Origin of the sequence: Sphingobium sp. (genome assembly GCA_035196065.1) — a bacterium.
Taxonomy (GTDB): domain Bacteria; phylum Pseudomonadota; class Alphaproteobacteria; order Sphingomonadales; family Sphingomonadaceae; genus Sphingorhabdus_B; species Sphingorhabdus_B rara.
The window spans coordinates 2,244,920-2,268,329 of the sequence record CP136575.1; the positions used below are offsets into that span (position 1 = coordinate 2,244,920).

At 56.7% G+C, this 23,410-nt stretch carries 19 protein-coding genes and 1 tRNA gene; 14 read left to right on the forward strand and 6 right to left on the reverse strand.

Annotated elements, in window-relative coordinates:
• Positions 1–25: 25 nt before the first annotated feature.
• The 4 genes from RSE16_10730 to thyA all read right to left on the reverse strand — a co-directional run bounded on the left by RSE16_10730 (position 26) and on the right by thyA (position 4,626).
• Complete coding sequence (locus RSE16_10730) at positions 26–1,288, reverse strand: dihydrolipoamide acetyltransferase family protein (protein ID WRH75179.1); 1,263 nt, start codon at positions 1,286–1,288, stop codon at positions 26–28.
• Positions 1,289–1,292: 4 nt separating this feature from the next.
• A complete protein-coding gene (locus RSE16_10735) occupies positions 1,293–2,297 on the reverse strand; it encodes an alpha-ketoacid dehydrogenase subunit beta (GenBank protein ID WRH77348.1) in 1,005 nt (334 codons plus the stop codon).
• 17 nt (positions 2,298–2,314) lie between these two features.
• Positions 2,315–3,598, reverse strand: a complete 1,284-nt coding sequence (locus RSE16_10740; GenBank protein ID WRH75180.1) for a thiamine pyrophosphate-dependent enzyme — start codon at positions 3,596–3,598, stop codon at positions 2,315–2,317.
• 104 nt (positions 3,599–3,702) lie between these two features.
• Positions 3,703–4,626 (reverse strand): thymidylate synthase, encoded by a 924-nt coding sequence (gene thyA / locus RSE16_10745; protein WRH75181.1) that lies wholly within the window; start codon positions 4,624–4,626, stop codon positions 3,703–3,705.
• A gap of 158 nt (positions 4,627–4,784) precedes the next feature.
• Here thyA and RSE16_10750 point away from each other — a divergent pair.
• The 3 genes from RSE16_10750 (at position 4,785) to RSE16_10760 (ending at position 9,563) form a co-directional block, all read left to right on the forward strand.
• A tRNA-Pro gene (locus RSE16_10750) sits at positions 4,785–4,861 on the forward strand.
• Between the two features lie 68 nt (positions 4,862–4,929).
• Entirely contained in the window at positions 4,930–7,059 is a 2,130-nt protein-coding gene (locus RSE16_10755) for an EAL domain-containing protein (GenBank protein ID WRH75182.1), read from the forward strand.
• Complete coding sequence (locus RSE16_10760) at positions 7,059–9,563, forward strand: response regulator (GenBank protein WRH75183.1); 2,505 nt, start codon at positions 7,059–7,061, stop codon at positions 9,561–9,563. The genes RSE16_10755 and RSE16_10760 overlap by 1 nt, the downstream gene beginning before the upstream one ends.
• A 12-nt stretch (positions 9,564–9,575) precedes the next feature.
• Here RSE16_10760 and RSE16_10765 read toward each other — a convergent pair whose 3' ends face one another.
• Positions 9,576–10,526 carry a crotonase/enoyl-CoA hydratase family protein gene (locus tag RSE16_10765; GenBank protein WRH75184.1) on the reverse strand — a complete coding sequence of 317 codons (951 nt, stop codon included), beginning with the start codon at positions 10,524–10,526 and terminating at the stop codon, positions 9,576–9,578.
• A gap of 223 nt (positions 10,527–10,749) precedes the next feature.
• On the reverse strand, positions 10,750–12,264 hold the full coding sequence (locus RSE16_10770; GenBank protein ID WRH75185.1) for an acetyl-CoA acetyltransferase: 1,515 nt from the start codon (positions 12,262–12,264) through the stop codon (positions 10,750–10,752).
• Positions 12,265–12,407: 143 nt separating this feature from the next.
• On the opposite strand from RSE16_10770, the gene RSE16_10775 reads away from it, so the two are divergent.
• The 11 genes from RSE16_10775 to RSE16_10825 all read left to right on the forward strand — a co-directional run bounded on the left by RSE16_10775 (position 12,408) and on the right by RSE16_10825 (position 23,330).
• A complete protein-coding gene (locus tag RSE16_10775) occupies positions 12,408–14,534 on the forward strand; it encodes a molybdopterin-dependent oxidoreductase (protein ID WRH75186.1) in 2,127 nt (708 codons plus the stop codon).
• Positions 14,535–14,613: 79 nt separating this feature from the next.
• Complete coding sequence (locus RSE16_10780; protein ID WRH75187.1) at positions 14,614–15,633, forward strand: NADP-dependent oxidoreductase; 1,020 nt, start codon at positions 14,614–14,616, stop codon at positions 15,631–15,633.
• A gap of 10 nt (positions 15,634–15,643) precedes the next feature.
• Entirely contained in the window at positions 15,644–16,009 is a 366-nt protein-coding gene (locus tag RSE16_10785) for a limonene-1,2-epoxide hydrolase family protein (GenBank protein WRH75188.1), read from the forward strand.
• Entirely contained in the window at positions 16,009–16,740 is a 732-nt protein-coding gene (locus RSE16_10790; protein WRH75189.1) for an SDR family oxidoreductase, read from the forward strand. Before RSE16_10785 ends, RSE16_10790 begins: the two co-directional genes overlap by 1 nt.
• A 67-nt stretch (positions 16,741–16,807) precedes the next feature.
• Positions 16,808–18,046 carry a cytochrome P450 gene (locus RSE16_10795; GenBank protein ID WRH75190.1) on the forward strand — a complete coding sequence of 413 codons (1,239 nt, stop codon included), beginning with the start codon at positions 16,808–16,810 and terminating at the stop codon, positions 18,044–18,046.
• Positions 18,043–19,077 (forward strand): acyl-CoA dehydrogenase family protein, encoded by a 1,035-nt coding sequence (locus RSE16_10800; protein ID WRH75191.1) that lies wholly within the window; start codon positions 18,043–18,045, stop codon positions 19,075–19,077. The genes RSE16_10795 and RSE16_10800 overlap by 4 nt, the downstream gene beginning before the upstream one ends.
• 1 nt (position 19,078) lies before the next feature.
• Complete coding sequence (locus RSE16_10805) at positions 19,079–19,468, forward strand: OB-fold domain-containing protein (GenBank protein ID WRH75192.1); 390 nt, start codon at positions 19,079–19,081, stop codon at positions 19,466–19,468.
• On the forward strand, positions 19,465–20,610 hold the full coding sequence (locus RSE16_10810) for a thiolase family protein (GenBank protein ID WRH75193.1): 1,146 nt from the start codon (positions 19,465–19,467) through the stop codon (positions 20,608–20,610). Before RSE16_10805 ends, RSE16_10810 begins: the two co-directional genes overlap by 4 nt.
• A 1-nt stretch (position 20,611) precedes the next feature.
• Entirely contained in the window at positions 20,612–21,379 is a 768-nt protein-coding gene (locus RSE16_10815; GenBank protein ID WRH75194.1) for an SDR family oxidoreductase, read from the forward strand.
• 5 nt (positions 21,380–21,384) lie between these two features.
• Positions 21,385–22,122 carry a ThuA domain-containing protein gene (locus RSE16_10820; GenBank protein WRH75195.1) on the forward strand — a complete coding sequence of 246 codons (738 nt, stop codon included), beginning with the start codon at positions 21,385–21,387 and terminating at the stop codon, positions 22,120–22,122.
• On the forward strand, positions 22,122–23,330 hold the full coding sequence (locus RSE16_10825; protein WRH75196.1) for an acyl-CoA dehydrogenase family protein: 1,209 nt from the start codon (positions 22,122–22,124) through the stop codon (positions 23,328–23,330). The genes RSE16_10820 and RSE16_10825 overlap by 1 nt, the downstream gene beginning before the upstream one ends.
• Positions 23,331–23,410 lie beyond the last annotated feature (80 nt).

A 23,410-nucleotide genomic window follows, 5' to 3' on the forward strand; every position in this document is an offset into this window, starting at 1 on the left:
CGTCCTCAATGGGACGGAATGAACGTCAATCAGCGAAAAGCAGAACCGGCGTTTCGATCAGTTTCTTGACTGCTTGCACGAAACTTGCCGCATCCCAGCCATCGACAACGCGATGATCGCAACTGATCGACAGATTCATCAATTTGCGTGCCTCGATCGTATCGCCGACAAACATGGGCCGCTCGACAATCTTGTTGGGGCCGATGATGGCTACCTCAGGCCGGTTGATCACCGGGGTCGTCGCAATTCCACCCAGCGGGCCAAGCGACGTGATCGTCAATGTTGAACCTGATAATTCCTCGCTTTTCGCACTGCCATTGCGCACAGCCCCAGCCAGGCGGACGATTTCCTGCGCCAATTGCCACACATTGCGATCTTGGGCATCGCGGATCACAGGCACGACCAGACCGGCGTCGGTTTGTGTTGCCATGCCCAGATGCACCGACCCATGGCGGGTCACTATGCCCGCCTCGTCGTCATAACGGGCATTGATCATCGGAAAATCAGGTAATGCCTTGCAGATTGCAACGATCAGGAAAGGCAGCATGGTCAGCTTCGGCCTGTTGCCCCGATTGGCGTTCAGATCCGCACGCATGCCTTCAACTGCGGTTACATCAAATTCTTCGACATAGGAAAAATGCGGAATGTGGCGTTTTGACGCAGCCATATTCTCGGCGATACGGCGGCGCATCCCGATGACCTTGATTGTCTCGTCAGCACGCTTTGCCGAACCGCCCGGCGCACGATAACCCTGCCCCGCACCATAGTTCAGATAGGCATCAAGATCGGCATGGCGGATATGGCCACCCGACGTCTTGACGTCATTCAGGTCAACCCCAAGATCGCGGGCACGGGCACGGACCGCCGGCGATGCAGTAATTTTCTGCGTGGTTTCCGGCTCAACCACAGCATTTGATTGCACAGGAACAACGTCTGACATGTTCTTGGCGGGCTGCATCTGCGGTGGTGCGGAAGGTTCGGGCGCGGCGACTGCCTCAGGCTCGGCCTTTCCATATTCCCGCGCTTCATCGGCGGCATCGCCTTCGGTCTCGGTCTGGATCTCGACAAGCATGGAGCCGATCGCGATGACATCGCCCGCCTCTCCGGCGACGGCGGTGACGATACCGGCCACCGGGCTTTCCATTTCGACGGTCGCCTTGTCGGTCATCATGTCAGCCAATGGCTGGTCTTCTTCGATCCGGTCGCCCACTGCGACATGCCATGCAACGATTTCGGCTTCGGCAATGCCTTCACCAATGTCAGGAAGCTTGAAGACAAATTTGCCCATGACGTCAGTCCTTCATGATCTTTTCAATCGCGCTGCCAATGCGCACCGGGCCGGGAAAATAGGCCCATTCAAGGCTATGCGGATAGGGCGTGTCGAAACCGGTAACACGTTCAACCGGCGCCTCGAGGTGATAGAAACATCTTTCCTGGACAAGCGAGGCCAGTTCCGCGCCAAACCCGCTCGTTCGGGTCGCCTCATGTACGATTAAACATCTACCCGTTTTTTTCACTGAGTTTTCAATTGCCTCAATGTCTAATGGTAGAAGTGTTCTTAAGTCTATCACCTCAGCGTCTACGCCCATTTCTTCGACAATCGTGCGGACAACATGCACCATTGCGCCATAGGTCAGCACAGTGAGCGCATCGCCCGCGCGCACGATAGCGGCTTTGCCCAGTTCGATCCGGTAATAATCCTCAGGCACCGCGCTGGCCGCATGTTTTGACCATGGCTCTACCGGCCGATCATAATAGCCGGTGAAAGGGCCGTTATAGATGCGCTTCGGTTCAAAGAAGATCACCGGGTCTTTATCCTCGATCGCCGCGATCAGCAGCCCTTTGGCGTCATAAGGATTGGACGGGACCACTGTCTTGATGCCGCAGACATGGGTGAAGAGGCTTTCCGGGCTCTGGCTGTGCGTCTGACCGCCAAATATGCCCCCGCCAAAGGGCGAACGCACCGTCATCGGGCAGATGAAGTCGCCGGCGGAACGATAGCGCAGCCGCGCCGCCTCGCTGACCAGTTGGTCAAGCCCGGGATAGATATAATCGGCAAACTGGATTTCAGGAACGGGACGCAAGCCATAAGCAGCCATCCCCACGCCGACGCCGATAATGCCATTCTCACTGATCGGCGTATCAAAGACGCGGGTTTTCCCGTGTTTCTGCTGAAGGTTCGCAGTCGCACGAAAGACTCCCCCGAAATAGCCGATATCCTCACCCATCAGGACAATGTTGGGATCACGTTCCAGCATCAAATCGAGCGCGCTGTTGATCGCCTCGATCATGTTCATCGTCTTGGTCACGGCCATTATTTCGGCTCCCATTCAGGGCCGAATTTGCGATGCTGCTCCTCTAGCATCTGGGCGCATTGTTCCTTCAAATGCCAGGGCATTTCCTCGAACACATCCTCGAACATTGTTTCGAAGGGCTGATGCAAGCCATGGCCCAATATGCCATTGGCCTCGGCCTGTTTCTGCGCAGCCTTCACCAGATCGGTCAGTTCGGTCTGCAGCGCGGAATGCCGTTCTTCATCCCATTCGCCGAGAATGATCAAATGCTGTTTGAGCCGCTCCACAGGATCACCGAGCGGCCATTTTTCAAATTCCTTGGCTGCGCGATAGGCGCCCGGATCGTCAGAGGTAGAATGGCCCTCGGCGCGGTAGGTAAAATATTCGATCAGCGTGGGGCCGTTATTCGTCCGTGCCCTGTCCGATGCCCAGCGCATGGCCGCAAAAACCGCCAGCGGATCATTCCCATCAACCCGCAGCGCAGCAATACCATAGCCGATACCGCGTGCCGCAAATGTGGTGCGTTCACCGCCGGCAATCCCCGAAAAGGACGATATCGCCCATTGGTTGTTCACCACCTGCAAGATGACCGGCGCATTATAGACCGCCGCAAAGGTGAGCGCGCTGTGAAAATCGCCCTCGGCAGTCGAGCCCTCCCCGCACCATACGGCAGCGATGCGGCTGTCCCCGCGCGAGGCACTGGCCATCGCCCAGCCCACGGCCTGCGGATATTGCGTCGCCAGATTGCCTGAAATGGTGAAAAAGCCATATTCAGGCGCCGAATACATGATCGGCAGCTGCCGACCTTTCAGATGATCACTGCGATTGGAATAAATCTGGTTCATCATCGCCACGATCGGATAGCCACGGGTGACCAATATTCCTTGCTGGCGATAGCTTGGAAAGCACATGTCATCGCTGGCCAGCGCCATGGCTGTGGCGACCGAAGTTGCCTCCTCACCCGTCGACTTCATGTAGAAACTGGTTTTGCCCTGGCGCTGTGCGCGGAACATGCGATCATCAAACGCCCGGGTCAGCATCATGTTGCGAAGCATCATGCGCAACTGCTCAGGCTCCAGCCCGGGGTTCCAGCTGCCCTTTGCCTGATGATCGTCGTCAAGGACGCGGACGAGGCCATAGGCAAGATCCCGTATCGCAGACGGCATGGCCGCCTCATCAGGCTTTGGCATGGAATCTACAGGCGGGACGCCGATGTCGCTAAAATCCGCTTCATCGCCTGGACGGAATTTGGGCTCAGGGATATGCAGCCGCAAGGGCGCCAGATTGGGCTTGCTACCTGTCATAGATTCCTCTCGTTCCCGCTGAAGGGCTCCGTGCGAATCAGATTTTAATGTTGTTCGCCCTTGTTACTTTATTTCAATCCACATATTAGGTCAATATAGCTGTCCTAAACCGCAACAGGTGCTGCAATATGGGCCTGCGGTTGATAATCCAGCACCTCGAAATCCTCTATTTCATAGGCAAAGATGCTCTCCGGCTTGCGGAGCAGATGCAGCTTCGGCGCGCCATGCGGCTTGCGGGACAGCTGTTCCTCAACCAGTTCACCATGGTTCATGTAAAGATGCACATCGCCGCCCTGCCAGATCAGCTCGCCGGGCTCATAGCCGCATTGTTGTGCCAACATCCTGATCAGCATCGAGGCTGCAAAGACATTGAAACCGAAACCAAGACCGAGATCGCAGGATCGCTGAAAGAGCAATCCGCTCAAAACTCCATCGGCCACATGGAATTGATAGGTCTTGTGACAGGGGGGCAACGCCATCCGGTCAAGCTCGGCGACATTCCAGCCTTCAAAGATGTGCCGCCGGGATCCCGGATTGTTTTTAAGGCTTTCGACCAGCAGGGCGATTTGATTGATGCCCTTATCTGCGCGGCGATAAAGCCCCTCGCCCGCTGCTTCATAACGCGGCCAGTTAACCCATTGGGCGCCATAGACTGGTCCCAGATCGCCCCATTTCTCGGCAAAGTCGGCATCGTCGACGATCCGTTGCTCAAATTCTTCCTGGCTATGGGCTTCACCCGTTTCCTGGCGATAGCGTTGCAACGGCCAGTCGGTCCAGATGCGCACCTTTTGCTGCAACAAAGTACGGATATTGGTGTCGCCTGTAAGGAACCAGAGCATTTCACGTGCAGCGGTTTTCCAGAATATCCGCTTCGTCGTCAGCAACGGCACATTGTTATCGGCCAGCGAAAACCGCATCGTCGCACCGAATAATGAACGCGTGCCGACCCCTGTCCGGTCCTGCTGAACGGCGCCTTGGGTCCATATCCTGCGCATCAGCTCCAGATATTGGTCTTCATAATGCGCCATTTACGAGCCACTTTCTTGCCGATTCTTATTACAAGCAAGCTATGCGCACCGCATTGCCACGGCAATGGCAAGTTTTGCGCATCTTTGCGCTTGAAAGCCGCGAAACGCCCTTCTATAGGCGCGGCCTGCCTTGTTACCGGAACCCGTTCCGGCACGGTCGGGGAGTAGCTCAGCCTGGTAGAGCACTGTCTTCGGGAGGCAGGGGCCGGAGGTTCGAATCCTCTCTCCCCGACCATTTTACATCATTTTTCAAATTTCATCCTGTTAACCATTTCTTGATAGTGGATGGCTATCGCGTTTTGGATGCAAGCGCGCATAGTCATTGTCGACGACAGGTCCACGAACCTGCGCATTTATGCGCAGTTTGTTGCCATGATGGGCCCAAATTTTTCCTCCAAATGCTTCCAAAGCGCCGTCGATGCGCTGCGCTGGCTCGAAACAGAGCCAGCAGATTTGTTGATCGTCGACTATCGCATGCCGGAAATGAATGGCGCAGATTTCATTCGCGCCATCCGCAGCAAAACGAGCGGCCGGAATGTGCCGGCAATCGTCATCACCGCACGACAGGATCGTGAATGCCGGATCGCAGCGCTTGACGCAGGCGCGACCGATTTCCTCCAGAGCCCGGTGACCGACAGCGAATTTCGCGAACGCGCGCTTTTGCTGATTGGCCAGCACCGCAAGAGGATCGAACTAGAACAGCGGGCTGCCGAGCTCTCATCAGATGATGCCAAAGACGAGACGGCGAACGGCAAATCGATGCTCGAGCAGATTATCGATACAACGCCGATCCTGATCAACGCGACCGATCGCAACGGCAAATTCCTGTTCATGAACAGCTATCAGTCGGCAATGTTCGGCGTTGAACCCGAACTGCTTGTCGGGCGTCCGATAAGCGAGATGCTCGACCCGCCACTTGCCGAGCGCGAACTGCGTCGCAACGCGCTGATCCTCGAAAGTGGGCAATCAATCCCGAACTATGAAGAAGTTTTCGATAGCGAGGGAATCGAACTAACCTTCCACTGCAACAAATCACCGCTTCGCAACAAGGAAGGCCAGATCATCGGGGTGCTCACGTCCGCACTCGACATCACTGCCCGCAAATTTGCCGAAGAACATCGCGCCCACCTCGCATTGCATGACATGCTCACCGGCCTGCCCAACCGGGCATTGCTCGCTGAAAACATGCGCCACGCGATTGAAGAATGCGCGACGACGGACAGCAAGGCCGCCTTGCTGCTGGTCGATCTCGACCGGTTCAAGGTTATTAACGACACACGCGGTCACCAGACTGGCGACATGCTGCTGCGGCAGGTGGCGGAACGGATCAACGGGGCGCTGGGTGCCAATGAACTGGCGGCCCGCATTGGCGGCGACGAATTCGCACTGATCCTGCGCAACATTGAATCGATCGAAGACGTAAGCCATCGTTGCCAAGCATTGCTGACGCAGATCGGCCGCCCCTATTCGCTGGGCGGCGTAGATCAGTTGATCGGTGCCAGCATCGGTATCGCCATCATTCCAGACGATGGCAATTCACCTGATGAACTGCTGCGCGTCGCCGATCTTGCCATGTATGAAGCGAAATCGAACGGCCGGAATTGCCACTGTTTCTTTTCACCGCAATTGAACCAGATCGCCCAATTCAATGCCGGCGTCGAAGCAGACCTACGCCGGGCGATTGATCGCGATGAATTCTTTCTTGAATATCAACCAATTGTTGATTCAAGTTCAACTGAAATCTGCGGCTTGGAAGCCCTTGTGCGCTGGCAACATCCAACGCGCGGTCGTTTGATGCCCAGTGAGTTTCTCCGCGTTGCCAATGATTCCGGATTGATCGACCGCATCGGCACATGGGTGATTGATGCCGCCTGCCGACAGATTTCGGCGTTCGAAAAAGAGGGCATCAACCTGCCCCATATCGCAGTCAATGTATCGCCACGACAATTTCAGTCGATCAATATTGCAGCGGAAATCCTGAATGCCATGGAGCGGCATAATGTCGCATCGGACCGGATCGTTGTTGAAATCACCGAGGAATTGTTGCTCGATCAAAGCCCCGATCTGATGCAGCAACTTATCGAGTTGCGCAGCAACGGCATCGAGCTTTCGATCGACGATTTCGGCACCGGCTATTCATCGCTGCAATATCTGCGCGATCTGCCGGCCAACCGCCTGAAAATCGACCGGACGTTTATTGCCCGGATCGAACAATCCAGTGTCGACCGCGCCATCATCTCAACGATCGCGCATCTTGCTCACGCGCTTGATATGCGCGTGGTGGCCGAAGGCGTTGAGAATGAAACACAAAAATCGCTGCTCCGCGCAGCCGGTTGTGATGAACTTCAGGGCTATCTCTTCGGCCGGTCGCTATCCGTCGACCAGTTACAGGAAATGTTCGCACCCGTTCATGCGGCACGGAGCAGCATGTAATGGCGCGCTTTTTCCCCCGAAAACCGAAACTGGACCCGGAACAGGAAATCCTGCTCAACCGGATGGTGATGGGTGGCAGCGCGGCACTGGCGGTTAGTCTGTTCATGACCGACGGGTTCATCCTGTCGTCCTTCATCATCTATCTGACGCTGAACACCGCGCTTTTTCTGATGCACCGCCAGAGCATCTGGCCGCAGGAACGGCGCTGGGTCGCCGCGATCATGCTGGACATCGGCATGGCATTCGCCGTCATGACGCGATCAGCGGAAACTATGTCCTTTTTCTATCCGCTTTTCCTTTGGGTTATCCTGGGCAACGGGTTCCGTTTCGGCGTCCGCTATCTCTACATTGCCTCCACACTCTCAGCGATCGCATTTGGGACCGTGGTTCTTACAACCAATTACTGGGCGACGAACCAGATATTGGGGATCAGCCTGACCTTGGCCTTGATCATCATACCCCTGTATTGCGGCACGCTGATCAAAAAACTGTCCCGTGCAAAGGAAGAGGCCGAAACAGCGAACCGCGCCAAAAGTTACTTCCTCGCCAGCGTCAGCCACGAGTTGCGAACACCGCTCAATGCCATCATCGGTTATGGCCATCACCTGAAACAGGTGGGCCTGCCCAAGAACCAGCATGATATGGTTGATGCCAGTGTGCTCGCAGGTGAACATCTGCTCCATTTGATCGACCAGTTGATCCAGATTGCACGCAGCGATTCAAACCGCGCAGAGGTGATCCGCCGTCCCATGCGCCTGACCGACATCATGACCGAAATTCGCGATATCATGATCGTCCGCGCAGACGAAAAATCGCTGGCGTTACAGATATCGGCCGAACCGTTGAGCGACCAGTTGATCGATGCACCTGCGGAAATCATCCGCAATATCCTGCTGAATCTTACCGGCAATGCCATCAAGTTTACCGAGGCAGGCACTGTCGCGATCAGCGGCGGGATCAACACTCAGGGGGAAACGTCCGAAATATGGTTTGCGGTTTCGGATACCGGCATCGGCATATCGCAAGACGCAGTCGGCCGTATTTTCGAACCATTCCAGCAGGCCGATGATACCGTGATGAACCGTTTTGGCGGCACGGGCCTTGGCCTCGCCATTTGCCAGCAGCTTGTACAGCAGGTTGGCGGAAACATCCGTGTCGACAGCAGCATCGGGCTTGGCAGCCGCTTTACCGTGACAATTCCCGCAAATATTGCACACGAAATGGCTACCGCCGACAGCGATGAAATGTCGGGCGACGAACATACGCGCATCCTTGCCATTGGTCGCTTCGACGCCGATTTACTTGCCCGCGCGCAATCCGCCGGAAACTTCCTGGTCCGCGCAAGTGCGTGCCCGGATGCATCCGCGCTTGCCGACGCGATCGCCCAAGTTGATCTATCCGAATATGATCTTGTCATGCTCGACCAGCATATCGCGCAAGGCATCAAACAGGACGATCCGGTTTGGGAAAAATTTGACAAGGCAGAACTCAGCACGGTTCTTGTGTCCAATGACAGCGTCCCCGATCTTTCCGAAGTTTCAATCCGCGCAGCATTTGCATCGATCATCCCCCCCGATGCAGGCTTTGACGAATTGCGCAGCGCCATCCGGATCGGCCGTTCGTTCGCGCATCGGGTGCACTTCGATGATACCCGCGCACCAGAAACGCCGGCACCGACAAAGCGAACGGGCCGCAATATCCTTGTCGCGGACGATAACCGCACCAACCGCAACATCCTGGCCACAATATTGGAAGCAGCCGGCCATCAGGTCGCCCAAGCATGTGATGGCGATGAGATGCTCGATATTCTTGAAACAGAAACGTTCGATCTTGTGCTGCTCGACGTCAACATGCCGCGCCTGAACGGCATCGATGCCTGCAAGATGTGGCGGCAGATTGAAGGCGGACGTGAGCACCTGCCGATCATTGGTGTGACCGCCGATGCGACCAGCGAAACTGAAATACGCTGCCTTGATGCTGGCATGGATATGCGCCTGACCAAACCGATCAACGCGAAACTCCTGCTAGAGACTATCGATTCGATATGCAGCGCCGGCGACGCTTCCGCCTCGACCGCAGACATCAATGATCCGCTGGGCAAAGTGGTGGCATTCCAGCCAGTTGCGAGCCGCAGCGAGACGTCGCCCGCACTCGACCCAGCCCATATCGAATATCTGCGGTCAATCGGCGATGCCAGCTTTGTCGCCAGCATGTTCGAAGGCTTTGAGGAAGACGCAGCCGACAGCCTTCACCTAATGAAGGAAGCGTTGAACTGCGCCGATCCCGAGAAATTCCGCTTTGCCGCGCATGCTTTCAAAAGCAGCGCCACCAACATCGGCGCGACGCGCATGGCGGCATTGGGCGCAAAACTCGAAAAAATTACCGAAATTGATTTTGACACCAATGGTCGAAACTATCTGGCGACCATCGAGACAGAGTTGCAGCGAATTACAACTGAGGCCGCCTTACTAAGTGATGGCGGCAACCAGGCAGCAGCCGGCTAAAATACTTGGCTATTATACCGCCGACAAGGAACGGCGAATCCGTCTGTCCTGCGCATCAGCAAGGCGTTCCATCTTCCGGACATCAGCCTCCGTCAATGTTAAGGCTGTCTCTGCCCAGATGTTGGTAATCTCCAACAATTCTTCGAGTTCAACCGGATTGGAAACCCGCCGCGCGCGGTAAACCGCCCTTTCGGCTGCAAATCGGTTGGAATTCCGGCGGCAGTAATCGACGATGGCATTTTCGCCCTCGCCATCTTCAGCGAGGATATCAACGATACCCATGTCATGAAGTTCAGCAGCGGTGTAGATCTTGCCTTCCAAGATGAACTTTTCGGCCATTTTCCGTCCGACCCGCCGACGCAGGAAGCTGTAGGCGCCCATGCCGGGAAAAAGGTTGAATACGATTTCCGGCAAGCCAAGACGTGCGCTGCGTTCCGCGACCAAAATGTCAAACGCCAGGGCATGTTCAAAACCGCCGCCAAGCGCGTCACCCTGTACCAGCGCCATGGTGATGATCGGCGCACCGAATGCGTTGTAATTGGCATATTGCATCCGCACGCAAGTTTCAGCGTAGCGGCGCATCGCGGCCAGGTCGCGGGAACGTATACATTCGGCAAAATGACGCAAATCGCCGCCCAGATTGTAGATGCCCGGGGTTTTCGAACCGCATACAAAGTAACGCAGATCATCCGGCCCGCCATTTGCGGGGCGCCCATAATTATCGGCTAGCCAATCCTGAACCTGCTGAACCTCTGCACCGAGGCTGTAGGTATAGCTGGGGCGACCGACCTGATTCATAAAACACCAGAAAATCTGGTCGTTGCGGTCGTGGCGCAGCAATATCTCGTCGAAATGGCGTCCCAAAATCGAAGCGCCAAACTGTTCGCCTGCACCGAATTGCGGTTTTACCAAGTCGAGAAACGAACGCTGAATACCGTCAGAAAGACGGGTGTAGGTAGCCATAATGCCCTCGTACAAGACGAACAAAATGCCTGGCCACCCCAACCGGCACTTGGTGCTTTACCATATTTTGCCAGCTTTCCACGTAAAAAATGCTGACGGCCAAAATAGCGACGCAACTGTGACGTTTATGCCATTAGGCCAGCGCCCTAATCTGGTTTGTCCGATTGGACCTTTGCCGCCCTTATTCTTGTGCCGGCACGAACCGTCTGGCGAGGAAGCCTTTTTAGGCCGCCGACCATTGCAGCATGCCGTCATCGCGCCGGCGCACCTGCCCCGGGCTACCGACAGGCTCTGTCTTGCCATTGGTCAGGAAGTCTATCATCGCCTCATCCTGCGCAGGCACTGTTGCCAGCAGCCGCTTGCCCTCAGGCGTGAGGCCGACGACGGTTCCGACCCGCACCGATCCGTCACGCTTGTAGAATAGGGTATATGTTTCGATCGTTGCCGGACCTTCATAGCCAGCATCAACGTCGGGGACTGGCCCGCGCAACGCCTTCGCTGCCTCGTTGCAGTCGAAATCATGCGGGAAGACCGCCTCTGGCAAAGGCGTGCTGGAGATGACGATGCCGTGGTTGTGCGTCGCATAGCCGCCATTGGCAAACAGCAACGCAGTGCCGGGATCACGCCGCAGCTTGTCAACCATAGAGGCGACAGCATGGCTCATATAATTTCCGATGGGGCCACCGCCGAAAGTAAGTCCGCCAAAGGCGGTAATCGGACGATCCACCGGCCAGCCGATCACCCGGCGGGCCATTTTCGGGATGCATGGAAAGCAGGAATACAGCTCAACATCGGTCAGATCCTCTGTGCCAAGGCCATTGCGCCGCAATGTTTCCTGTAACGTAACATCAATGGCCGATGATGAGGCATATTGATCGCGCTTGAGCAGATTGTGCGGCGTGTGTGCAGCCGCTCCCATACCGATATGGATGATGCGATCATCGGCAATCCCTGCGGCGCGCGCGCGGGCAAGGCTGGTCACGATAAAGGCAGCACCTTGGTTCACACTGCTATTGGCGACCATGCGTTTCTGATAGGGAAATGCGATCGGCCGGTTATCAGCTTCCGGCGACGTGATTGCATCGGCCGTTATTGCCGTCTGGATCCAAGCATTCGGATTTCCCGCAGCAACGTCGGACATGCCTGCCCAGATCACTCCGGATTCAGCCTGCGCCTCTGCAAGCGACTGCCCCCAGGCTGCACGGGTGGCATTTTCATAAAGCGGATAGACGTCGGTAGGCGCAACCAATCCATATTGCGCAAGATGCGCCGTGGAACCAGGCTCCGGAGCCACTTTCGCCCCGCCGCTCTCGGCCACCTTGCGCAGAAAATCCGGCTTTGCGCCATCCGTTCGAGCCGCAGCAGCACGCTGCCCTGCAGTCCGCAACGCTTCTCCGCCCAATATCGCCGCGACCTGTATTTCGCCGGCCCCAATCCGGTTCGCTGCCTCGTTCAAAAGCTGGATCGGGCTTTCACCGGTCGGATGCGGCGTCTGCTCGACATGGGCCGGCGCAATGCCGAAATGATCAGCGATTAGTTGCGCACAATTGCCCAATTGCGCGAAACTGATCTGCGCAACAACAGCCAGACTATCGAGTTGCCCGATCCATCCGCCGCCGGCATCGGTATCCGCGCGAGACAGCGCCTCGATCATCAAGCCAAGCGAATCATGAACACAATCACGGTCGTTGAACTGGCCAACGCCGACAATGACGGGGGTAAGAGCCGGATTTTTCATGTCGGCTCTATCGCCCGACACAACGGCTGGACGCAATGACAAAATTAACCGTGCAATTAAAACGGTCCACCTCGCAAACCGCCAAAATTGACAGTCGCAGTTTCATGGTATCGGCCTAGGCTATCCGTGAGAGGAGTTGGGCGATGGGAAAGACCACTCACAACACATTTTGTCGTTTCTGCCACGCAAATTGCGCGATGCTTGCCGATGTAGAAGATGGGCGAGTTGTTGCCGTGCGGGGCGATCCCGACGATCCGGTGTTCGGCGGTTATACCTGCATAAAGGGGCGTCAATTGGTAGAGGCGCATTATTCGCCTGAGCGTTTGACCTCCTGCCAGATACGTGACGAGGCTGGCAATTTCAGACCGATTGCGACCGAGGCAGCACTTGATATCATCGCTGCAAAACTGCGCGGAATTATTGATAAGCATGGGCCGCATGCGGTAGCCATCTATGGCGGCACCTATGCATTCCAGAACAGCGCAGGCGTTGCGACCGCGACAGCATTTGCGCAAGGCATTGGAAGCCGCAACATCTACACCAGTGTCACACTCGATCAGCCGGCAAAGGTCTATACCACAATGCGTTATGGCATGTGGGAAGGCGGCATGCACAGCTTCGACACCGCCGATGTCTGCTTCATGATCGGTAACAACCCGCTGGTATCGCATTACGCCCCCCCGGGGTCATTGCCGCCATTTTCACCTTCGCGTCGTCTGCGCGATGCGCAGGAGCGTGGGCTGAAACTGATCGTCGCAGACCCGCGCGAGAGCGATGTTGCCCGTCTTGCTGATATCCACCTGCCAGTGCTGCCCGGGGAAGATGCGGCACTGCTGGCGGGGATGATCCATGTGATCATCGACGAAGGGCTTTACGACCGCAATTTCGTTGGCGCCCATGTCGACGGCTTCGAAGAATTGGCATCGGCGGTGAAGCCATTCACGCCCGAAATGGCGGGGGCGCGCTGCGGCGTGGAAGCATCGCAGATCGTCGAGGCAGCTCGCATGTTCGCCACCGCGAACAGAGGTGTAGCCAGCACCGGTACCGGGCCTGAAATGGCCGGAAACGGTACATTGACGGCATGGCTTGTTGCATCGATCAATATCATCTGCGCGCGTTTCTGTCAGGAAGGCGAACTCTCCTCGATTCCGCGCGTCTTCACAACCAAGACGCCGCGCCGAGCGCAGGTTGGCGCACCCATCCCGCTATTTGGTGAGGGTTTCCCGCAGTCGCGCTTTCGCAACCTTACGCATCTCGGAACCGAGATGCCGTGCAATGTTCTCGCCGATGAAATCCTGACGCCGGGCGAAGGTCAGATCCGAGCGCTTATCAACATCGGCGGCAACCCAGTCGTCGCCTTTCCCGACCAAGAAAAGATCACGCGGGCGCTCGATAGTCTTGAACTGCTGGTAAGTGTAGATGTCCGAATGGCACAAACCGCGAAACGATCACATGTTGTGCTGGCCCCACGCATGTGTTTGGAGCGCGACGACATTAGCAACCTTTCCGAATGGTGGTATGAGGCGCCATATGCCCGCTACACGCGCGCATTGGTTCCGCCACCCGGCGACCTGATCGACGAATATGCGATTTTGTGGGGCTTGGCGAAACGTCTTGGCACGGGCTTGCCGCTCGCGGGCGGCCCCTGCCCGATGGACGCATTGCCCGACAAGGCAAGCTTTCTCGATCTGATGGCTGCCGGTTGTACGGTGCCTCCTAGCAAGGTGCGCGACGACACGCCTGACGGCAAGGCGATTATCTATGACGATCTTCACCCGCGCGTTGAAGCACCCGACCCAGACACCGCACATAAATTCCAGCTTGCCGCGGGTGCAATGCCCTCAATGCTCGACGCCTATCGCCTTGATGCAAAACCAAACCAAGGCTTCGATTTCCGTCTTGTTTCACGCCGCACCAAACATCGCTTCAACTCAACCGGCGGACATTTGTCGGCATTAAAGGCAAAACGGACCACCAACCCTGCGCATATTCATCCGGACGATCTTGCTGCATTGGGGATCGCGGAAGGCGCGTTGGTGCGGATTGCGTCACCGGCGGGGACAGTCATTGGCGTAGCGGAAGCCTCGGTCTCAATCCGCCGTGGAATTGTGTCGATGGCCCATGCATGGGGTGATGCGGGCGAGGATGGTAGTGCAGTGCGCGAAATCGGCACCGGCACGAACCGGCTTGTCAAGGAAACCGTCGACTATGATCCGATCACTGGCCAGTCGCTGCAAAGCGCGATACCGGTGCGGATTGAGGCCATCTGAACGGGAAGCCTACAGAGACAATAAACCCGTGATTTCCGCCAAGGCGGGGGTAACGAATAGAAATGAATGGGAGTAATTTGTGGCTGAAAATCGCCGTTTCATACTGCAGCGCCGCCCGAGCGGGACACCGACTGCCGAGGATTTTGCATTGGTCAGCGAGCCGTTGCCGGAACTGGCCGACGGCCAATTCCTGATCCGCAACCATTATGCCTCGCTCGATCCGGCCATGCGCGGTTGGATGGATGACGCACCCAGTTACATGCCCCCGATTCCGCTCGGCACCCCGGTACGTGCCTCGACAGTTGGCGAAATCGTCGCCAGCAAGTCGGCCGAGTTTCCCGTGGGTGCATGGGTGTCCGGCCTCAATGCGATCGAGGAATATTCGATCGGGATGGCGGGCGGTTTTTCTCAGATTGTCGATATTTCTATCGTGCCCTCGCCGACAAATTTCCTTTCGGTTCTGGGTGCCGTCGGGATGACGGCCTATTTCGGATATCTCGAGGTTTGCCAGCCGAAGCCGGGGGACGTAGTGCTGGTTAGCGGAGCTGCCGGAGCGGTCGGCTCGCTCGTCGGACAGATCGCCAGGATCAAGGGTGCTTCCAAGATTATTGGGATCGCAGGCGGACCAGAAAAATGCGCACGGCTGATCGAACGTTATGGCTATGATGCCGCAATCGACTATCGCGGCAAGTCAGTCGATCAGCTCACCGCAGCGATAGCCGCAGAGGCGCCCGATGGCGTCAATGCAATCTTCGAAAATGTCGGGGGCGATATCCTCGATGCCGAACTCAACAATCTCGCCATGCATGCGCGGATCGGGCTGTGCGGACTGATAAGTGAGTATAACAATCCTGGCGAGAAAACCGGTGCGCGCAACATCTGGCAACTGATCGTGAAGCGCGCAACCATGCAGGGCTTACTTGTGGCGGATTATGTTCCCCGCTTTGGAGAAGGCATAACAGAGATGGCAGGCTGGCTGCGTGAGGGCCGCCTTGTGTTTGACGAGCATGTCGATGAAGGCATCGACAATGCCCTTCCCGCGTTCCTGCGGCTTTTCAGCGGCACAAACGACGGCAAGATGATCCTGAAACTTTCGTAAGGAACAGGAAATGCACGCCCAACAGATTGTGGAAGATTTCATCGCGGCTTGGAACCGTATGGATATTGCCGGCGCCTTCGCAATGATGGCCGACGATGCTGTGTGGCACAACATCCCTATGGGACCAGCCAAAGGCATGTCGGAAATTCAGGCTGTTATGGCACAATTCCCGCCGACAGAGGGGATTGAATTCATCACGCACCATATCGCTTCCAACGGCAATGTCGTCTTGACAGAACGCACTGACAAATTCCTGATCGACGGAAAATGGCGCGCCCTTCGGGTCATGGGCACGTTTGAGATCAACGATGCGGGTAAGATCCAAAATTGGCGGGACTATTTCGACATGGCCGAAATGCAGCGGGAGTTTGCCTGATGACTATCGCACGCGGACGCGATCTTAATGGACGAAAAGCCGTGGTTACCGGAGCCGCATCGGGAATCGGCGCAGCTGCGGTTGCGCGGTTGCTCGATGAAGGCTGCACGGTACTCGCGGTCGATTTGCACTCTGATGGGCTGGCTGGAACGCACAATCTGGCAACCGACGTCGCCAATGCAGCGTCGATAGCAGCGGAAGCGGCGGCGAAACTGGGCGGTTGCGACATATTGATCAACAATGCCGGCGTATGCCCCGCTGGCGCTTATGAAGACATGACCCAGCAAATGTGGGACCTGGCTTTGGGCGTAAACGTGACGGCGGTGATGGAACTGACGCGCGCCTGCCTGCCGATGCTCAAGGCATCGCATGCCGCAAGGGTTATCAACACCGGATCGATACTATCACGCTATGGTGATGCAGGCCTTGTCGCCTACGCCACTTCGAAACATGCCGTATTGGGGCTGACCCGCGCACTCGCAATGGAATTGGGACCATATGGCATTACCGTCAATTGCGTGCAGCCCGGCGCAATCGAAACCGGCATGACCCGGCCAATGTTCGACAGCAATCCGGATTCAATGACCTATTACACCAGCCGTTCCGCACTTGGCCGCATCGGCCAGCCTGAGGATATCGCCGATGTGATGACGTTCCTTGCCACCGATGATGCCCGCTTCATTACAGGTCAAGGCATCATGGTCGACGGCGGAGTGATGGTGCATTCATGACCCTAGCAAATTCGCCCGTTAATGCCCTGCCTTCTTCATGGCATTTAACAGTTGAGGAGAGAGTCGCATGACCGACATGAGTTCGCCGCCCAGTTTCATGGACCCGGAAGTGATGCAGAATCCCTTTCCGATGTACCAATGGGCTCTGGCCAATTCGCCGGTAATGGAAATTCCCGGCACCGGCATGAAAATTGTCATGAGCTATGACATGTGTTCCGAGGCGACCGGGCGGGTAGAGGAGTTCTCGAACGACTTCACTGGCGCAATCGCCGGGGCGATGGCGGAGGATCCCGAGGTCAAGGCGATCATCGAAAAAGGCTGGCCTCAAATCAACACCTTGCTGACCGCGGACCCACCGGTACACACCCGTTTCCGCAAGCTCGTCAACCTTGCCTTCTCAATGCCGCGCGTCAATGCGCTTGAAGACGGCATCCGGGCAAAGGTGAACCGCCTGATCGACGGTTTTATCGACAAGGGCGAATGCGAAATTGTCAGCGAATTCTCGGTCAGCCTGCCCGTGCAGGTCATCTGCGAGCAACTCGGTTTCGAACTTTCCGAACAGGCGAATGTGAAGCGCTGGTCCGATGCCTTCGCCGACCGGTTAGGGCACATGATCTCCAAAGAGCGCGAACTGGAATGCGCGCACGAGGTCGTCGAATTTCAGCATGCCGTAAAGGCTAAGATCGATGCCCGGCGCGCAACGCCCACCGACGACCTGCTGTCGGATATCGTCAATGCACGGATTGACGGCGAACGGCCGCTGGATGACGCCGAAATCCTGTCGGTCGCACAGCAGCTGATGGTTGCCGGGAATGAAACGACGACTCATTCGCTAGCCGGGGGAATTGTGCATCTTGCCCAAAACCCGGACGCTCAGGCAAAAGTCCGCGCCAATCCGGCAATTATTCCTAACATGATTGAGGAAGTCTTGCGGCTCGATACGCCCACAGCGGGAATGTGGCGTGTGGTCAAAAAGGATTGCAGTCTTGGCGGTCACGATTTCAAAGCGGGCGAAATGATCATGCTGCGCTATGCGGCGGCCAATCGCGACCCGGCAAAATATGCCGATCCAGATCGTTTCGATCCCGAAAGGCAAAATGCCCGCACACACCTCGCCTTTGGCAAGGGTATCCACATGTGCGTCGGCAACATGCTGAGCCGAAAGGAAATGACAGTTGCCTTCCAACAACTCCTCGCCCGGCTTGACGACATTCGCATAGCTGACGGTGCCGAACTCAAGGTTTCACCCAACCTCCTTTTGCGCGGTTTGATCTCAGCCCCAATCACATTCCGGAAGATCGCATGAACTTTGACCTTGACGACAATCAGCTGATGTTTCGCGACACGGTCGAGCGTTTCTGCGCGCCGGTCGATGTTGCGCGGCGGCACACGATGCGCCGTATGGACGGAGGATTTGACCGCAATCGCTGGAAGGACCTTGCCGATCTGGGACTCGTGGCCCTTGCCCTTTCCGAAAGCGACGGCGGCCTCGGCGGATCATTGCTTGATTGTGCCATAGTTGCGCAGGCGATGGGACGGGGTCTCGCAGTCGAACCCTGGACCGAATGCGGATTTCTTGCAGCCCGGCTGCTCGCTGGCAGCGCATATGTTGCGGGAATAAGCGACGGTTCCCAGATAGCCGCCTTTGCCTTTGCCGAGCCGCAGGGGCGTTATGTGCTTGAGGCAAAGTCGGTCAGTGCACAGGGTGGAAGGTTGAATGGCGAAAAAACCTTCGTGCTGTCAGCCGCTTCAGCCGATCTGCTGATTGTTAGCGCGCAAGAAGGGGGCGTCACGAAGCTCTTCGCCGTCGATGCCCGTGCGGACGGGGTCGATATCCGTTCTTATCCGGTGGTTGATGGCAGCCTTGCGGGGGTCGTGACTTTCCGCAATGTCGCAGCACAACCCGTTGCAGATATGGCCCGCATCGAAAGCGCGGTAGACGAAACACGCCTGATTGCGGCAGCCGAAATGGTAGGCCTTGCCAAGCGCTTGTTCGATGACACACTTGAATATGTGAAGACACGCGAGCAGTTTGGTCAACCCATCGGTCGTTTTCAAGTTATCCAGCACCGCCTGGTCGATGCCTATGCGAAGCTGGAAGCCATGCAGTCATCGCTTTATCGAGCCTTGCTACTGCCCGGTCAGGATCGAGCCGCAACCAAGGCTTTCATTGCCGAAAACGGACAATGGATAGCCGAACAGGCAGTCCAATTGCATGGCGGCATGGGAATGACCGACGAACTGACAATAGGTCATGGCGTCAAAAGGCTGCTGCTGCTGTCCAAACTGTTCGGAGATCCTGCATCCGCTATCGCCGCCATGGCAAAGGCCGCATGATATGACGGGCCTCAAACCGCTTTCCGATGGTCTTTGGATCGACGAGCCCGAACCGCGGCTAATTGGCGGCCAGCGCAAAAGCGATGGCAAAATCATTTTCCCGATGCCAACCGGTGACGCTGCCTCGGCCTATGATGCCGTGCTCCTCTCGCGGACCGGCAAGCTCTGGTCCTGGACCATCCAAGGGTTTGAACCCAAGGCCCCTTATGCAGGGCCGCAGCCGTTCCGTCCCTTTGGTGTCGGCTATGTCGAATTGCCGGGTCAGGTGATTGTCGAAAGCAGGCTCACTTCGATTACAGGCCTGAGGATCGGCATGGACATGGAACTGGTAATTGAGGATTTTGACGGCGAGCGCGCGTGCTTCGCCTTTGCCCCAAAGGAAAGCGCATGAGCGACGTCTGCATCATCGGCATCGGCATTCACCCATTCGGCCGAACCGAAGGGCGTAGTGGCCGTGACCAAGGCGTTTTCGCGGTCAAGCAGGCGCTATCCGATGCAGGGCTGGATTGGTCGGACATAGAAATCGCATATGGCGGATCCAGTTCAGCCGGTGCGGCCGACGTTATGGTGAACGAACTCGGCCTTACCGGCGTTCCGATCATCAACGTGGCTAATGGCTGCGCAACGGGCGGATCATCACTGGCTTCGGTTTATGGCGCGATCGCCAGCGGCGAATATGACGTCGGCATGGCCGTTGGCTTTGACAAGCATGATCGCGGTGCCTTCAATGCCAAGCCGTCGGAATATGGTTTGCCAGACTGGTATGGCGAGGCCGGGTTGATGCTAACCACCCAATTCTTCGCTCTGAAACTCCAGCGTTATATGTCGCTGCACGGAATTTCCCAGCGCACATTAGGGCTGGTTGCCGAAAAGGCGTTCGAAAATGGCTCCAAATGCGAACATGCCTGGCGCCGTTCCCCAGTTGATCTCGATACGATCCTAAATGCACCGATGGTCAACGATCCGTTGACAAAATATATGTTCTGCTCGCCCGCAGAAGGTGCGGTGTCATTGATCCTGGGAACAGAGAAAAAGGCCCGCGAACTGGGCAAACCCGTCATCCGGCTGAAAACGTCGGTGATGCGCACGCGCCCGCCCGGATCATTCGAGGTCTTTGCTCCATCGCTCGATATTGACCGCGGAGTATCGCCGACCGTTCTCGCCTCGAGAGCAGCCTTTGAAAAAGCGGGCATTGGCCCCGAAGATATCGACGTCGCCCAATTGCAGGATACCGAAAGCGGTGCAGAGATTATGCACATGGCAGAGAATGGCTTCTGCAAGGATGGCGAACAAGAAAAATGGTTCGCCGAGGGTAGGACCAAATTGAACGGAAAGCTTCCGGTCAATACCGATGGTGGCTGCCTTGCCTGCGGCGAACCGATCGGTGCATCCGGGCTGCGGCAAGTTTACGAAAATGTCGTCCAATTACGCGGACATGGCGGCGCGCGTCAGGTGTCTGGCGCACCGAAAACTGCCTACACGCATGTTTATGGCGCGCCGGGCGTATCTGCTGTTACAATCATGGAGTGCTGAGATGCCGAATATGCAGGGGAAAGTCGCGTTGATCAGCGGCGGGGCCGAGGGGATTGGCGGAGACATAGGACGGCAATTCGTCGCGGCAGGAGGCAGCGTGATGCTGGCTGACATCCAGTCCGAAAAGGCTGCAGCCCACGCCCAGTCCCTTGGTAATGCTGCAGCGAGCACCTCGCTCGATGTCGCGCAACTCGACCAGTGGGATGCAGCCGTTGCCGCAACCACCGCGCGTTTCGGGAAGATCACGCATCTCTTCAACGTCGCCGGCATTTCGGAGCCGGGAAGTGTGGAGGATGTCCCGCTCGACAGTTGGAACCGTACGCTGGCGATCAACCTCAACGGCACATTTTACGGCTGCCGCGCAGCACTTCCAGCGATGGCAGCCAGCGGCGAAAGCGGTGCGATTATCAACATTGGATCGATGCTGGCGTTGCGCGTCGGCGCCGGCTTCATTGCCTATTGCGCCACCAAAGCGGCGGTAACAGCTATGAGCAAGTGCGTAGCACTTCATTGCGCAGAAAAGGGATATCCGATCCGGGTGAATACGGTCCATCCCGGCGCGATCCGCACGCCGATGTTCGAACGCTATCTTACCTTGTTTCCAAGCGTTGAAGAAGGGGAAGCAATTTTCGCAGCAAACCATCCAATGGGCCGGGTCGGCGAAGCCGAAGAAGTTGCGCGCGCCTGTCTATTCCTAGCTTCCGATGAAGCGAGCTTTACCACTGGCGTCGATTTCACCGTCGATGGCGGCGGCACTATCAGGGCTTGATGCATATGGGACGTATCGACGCACATTTTGTTGCTGCAGGCAAATATCATGATATCGATTTCGCGCGGCTTGAAGTGCTGAAGTTGCTGGCCGAGCATCAAAACATCCGAACCACCGTTGCGATGGATTACAGCAACACCGAACGGCTCTCAGCTTGCCAGTTCCTCGTGACCTACACATGCGATGTCCTGCCAACCCCTGAAGAAGTCACAGCAATCAAGGCGTTTCTTGACAAGGGTGGGCGCTGGCTCGCGCTACACGGCACCAATTCGATCCTGCGTTTTGTCGAAGGCGGCGTCGATTGCCCGGAAGAACGGGACGATCTGATGGAAGTACTCGGCACCCAGTTTAAGGCACATCCTCCGATCGGGCCGTTCCGCGTCGAAATCAGTGACCGAACCCACGCCTTGACCAAAGGCCTCGAAGATTTCGATGTGATCGACGAACTGTATATCACAAAGACCAAGGCGCCGATCCAGATATTGATGCAAACCCGCTTCGATGGCGAAGCGACCGGTTTCGTCGAAGCGGATTATGACAATGTCGTGGTACCGATCCTTTACCTACGTCAACACAGCAAAGGCGCAGTGCTTTACAATACGCTAGGGCATTGCCGTAGCCATTATGATGTGATTGAACTGATGCCTTTCTGGGAGCATCCCGAACGATGCGGCTGGAACTATCCGGTATATTACGAAACATTGCGCCGCGGTATCTGCTGGGCGATGGGGGAAATTGACTGATGGACATGAGTTTCAGCGCTGAAGACCTCGTTTTTCGCGAGGAGGTCCGCGCCTTCTTGGATGACAAGTTGAACAGCCGATTGCGCGAAGGCGCCTTTGCCACCCCCAGCGTGTTTGTAGAACCTGACATCACGCGCGAATGGCAAGCGATCCTGAATGAGAAAGGATGGCTGGCGACCTTGTGGCCCGAAGAGGATGGCGGTCCCGGATTCACACCCACGCAGAAATACATCTTTGAAAAAGAATGCGCTTTGGCAGGCGCCCCGGCCCTGCCCGTTCTCGGCCTGAAACTGGTTGGCCCGGTCATTTGCAAGTTCGGCACGCCCGCACAAAAGGCCCAATTCCTGCCGCGAATCCTTTCTGGAGAAGATTATTGGTGCCAGGGCTATTCGGAACCAGGTGCAGGCTCAGACCTAGCGTCGCTTAAGACCCGGGCCGAACGGCAGGGCGATAAATACATCGTCAATGGCTCCAAAATCTGGACCACCCACGCACACCACGCCAACTGGATATTTGCGCTGGTCCGGACCAACCCGGACGCGAAAAAACAGGAGGGAATTAGCTTCCTTTTGGTTCCGATGGACCAACCCGGCGTTAGCGTAACCCCGATCGTCACCATCGCCAACGACCATGAAGTCAACGCGACCTTTTTCGACAATGCCGAAACCGGCGTCGAAAACCTGATTGGTGACGAAGGCCAGGGATGGACCATCGCAAAATATCTACTCGAAAATGAACGGGGAGGATCATGCGCGGCACCGTCATTGCTCGCCGAAATCGAACGGGTCGAACAATATGCGAAGCGCCAGCCCTCGGGTGTCAATGGCGCGATGAATCATGACGTCGCTCTGATGCAACGTCTAGCGCGGCTGCGGCTCGAAACCGAGGCATTTGAAGTCACCGAACTCAGGATCCTCTCCGAACTGGCCAAGGGACGTCCTGCAGGTCCGCAAACCTCGCTGATGAAGCTCACAGCATCAAACCTGCGGCAGGCGATCAACACGATCACGGTAGACATGTTCGGATATGACGGTCTGCAATTGCCCACCAGCCGCCCGCTTTATGGCAATGAAGCGCCCGAGCCTGTCGGTGGACGCGAGGCCCAACTGGCAATGCCGACCTGGCTCAACGGCCGAGCTTGGACGATTTTCGGTGGATCCGACGAGGTGCAGAAAACGATCATCGCCAAGCAGGTTCTCGGGCTTTAGAAAAAAATCGTATTCACAGCAGCGTTCGATCTGATAGCATCGGAATCGGAGAGAGAGAGGGCAGGCCTTGACCTGCCTTC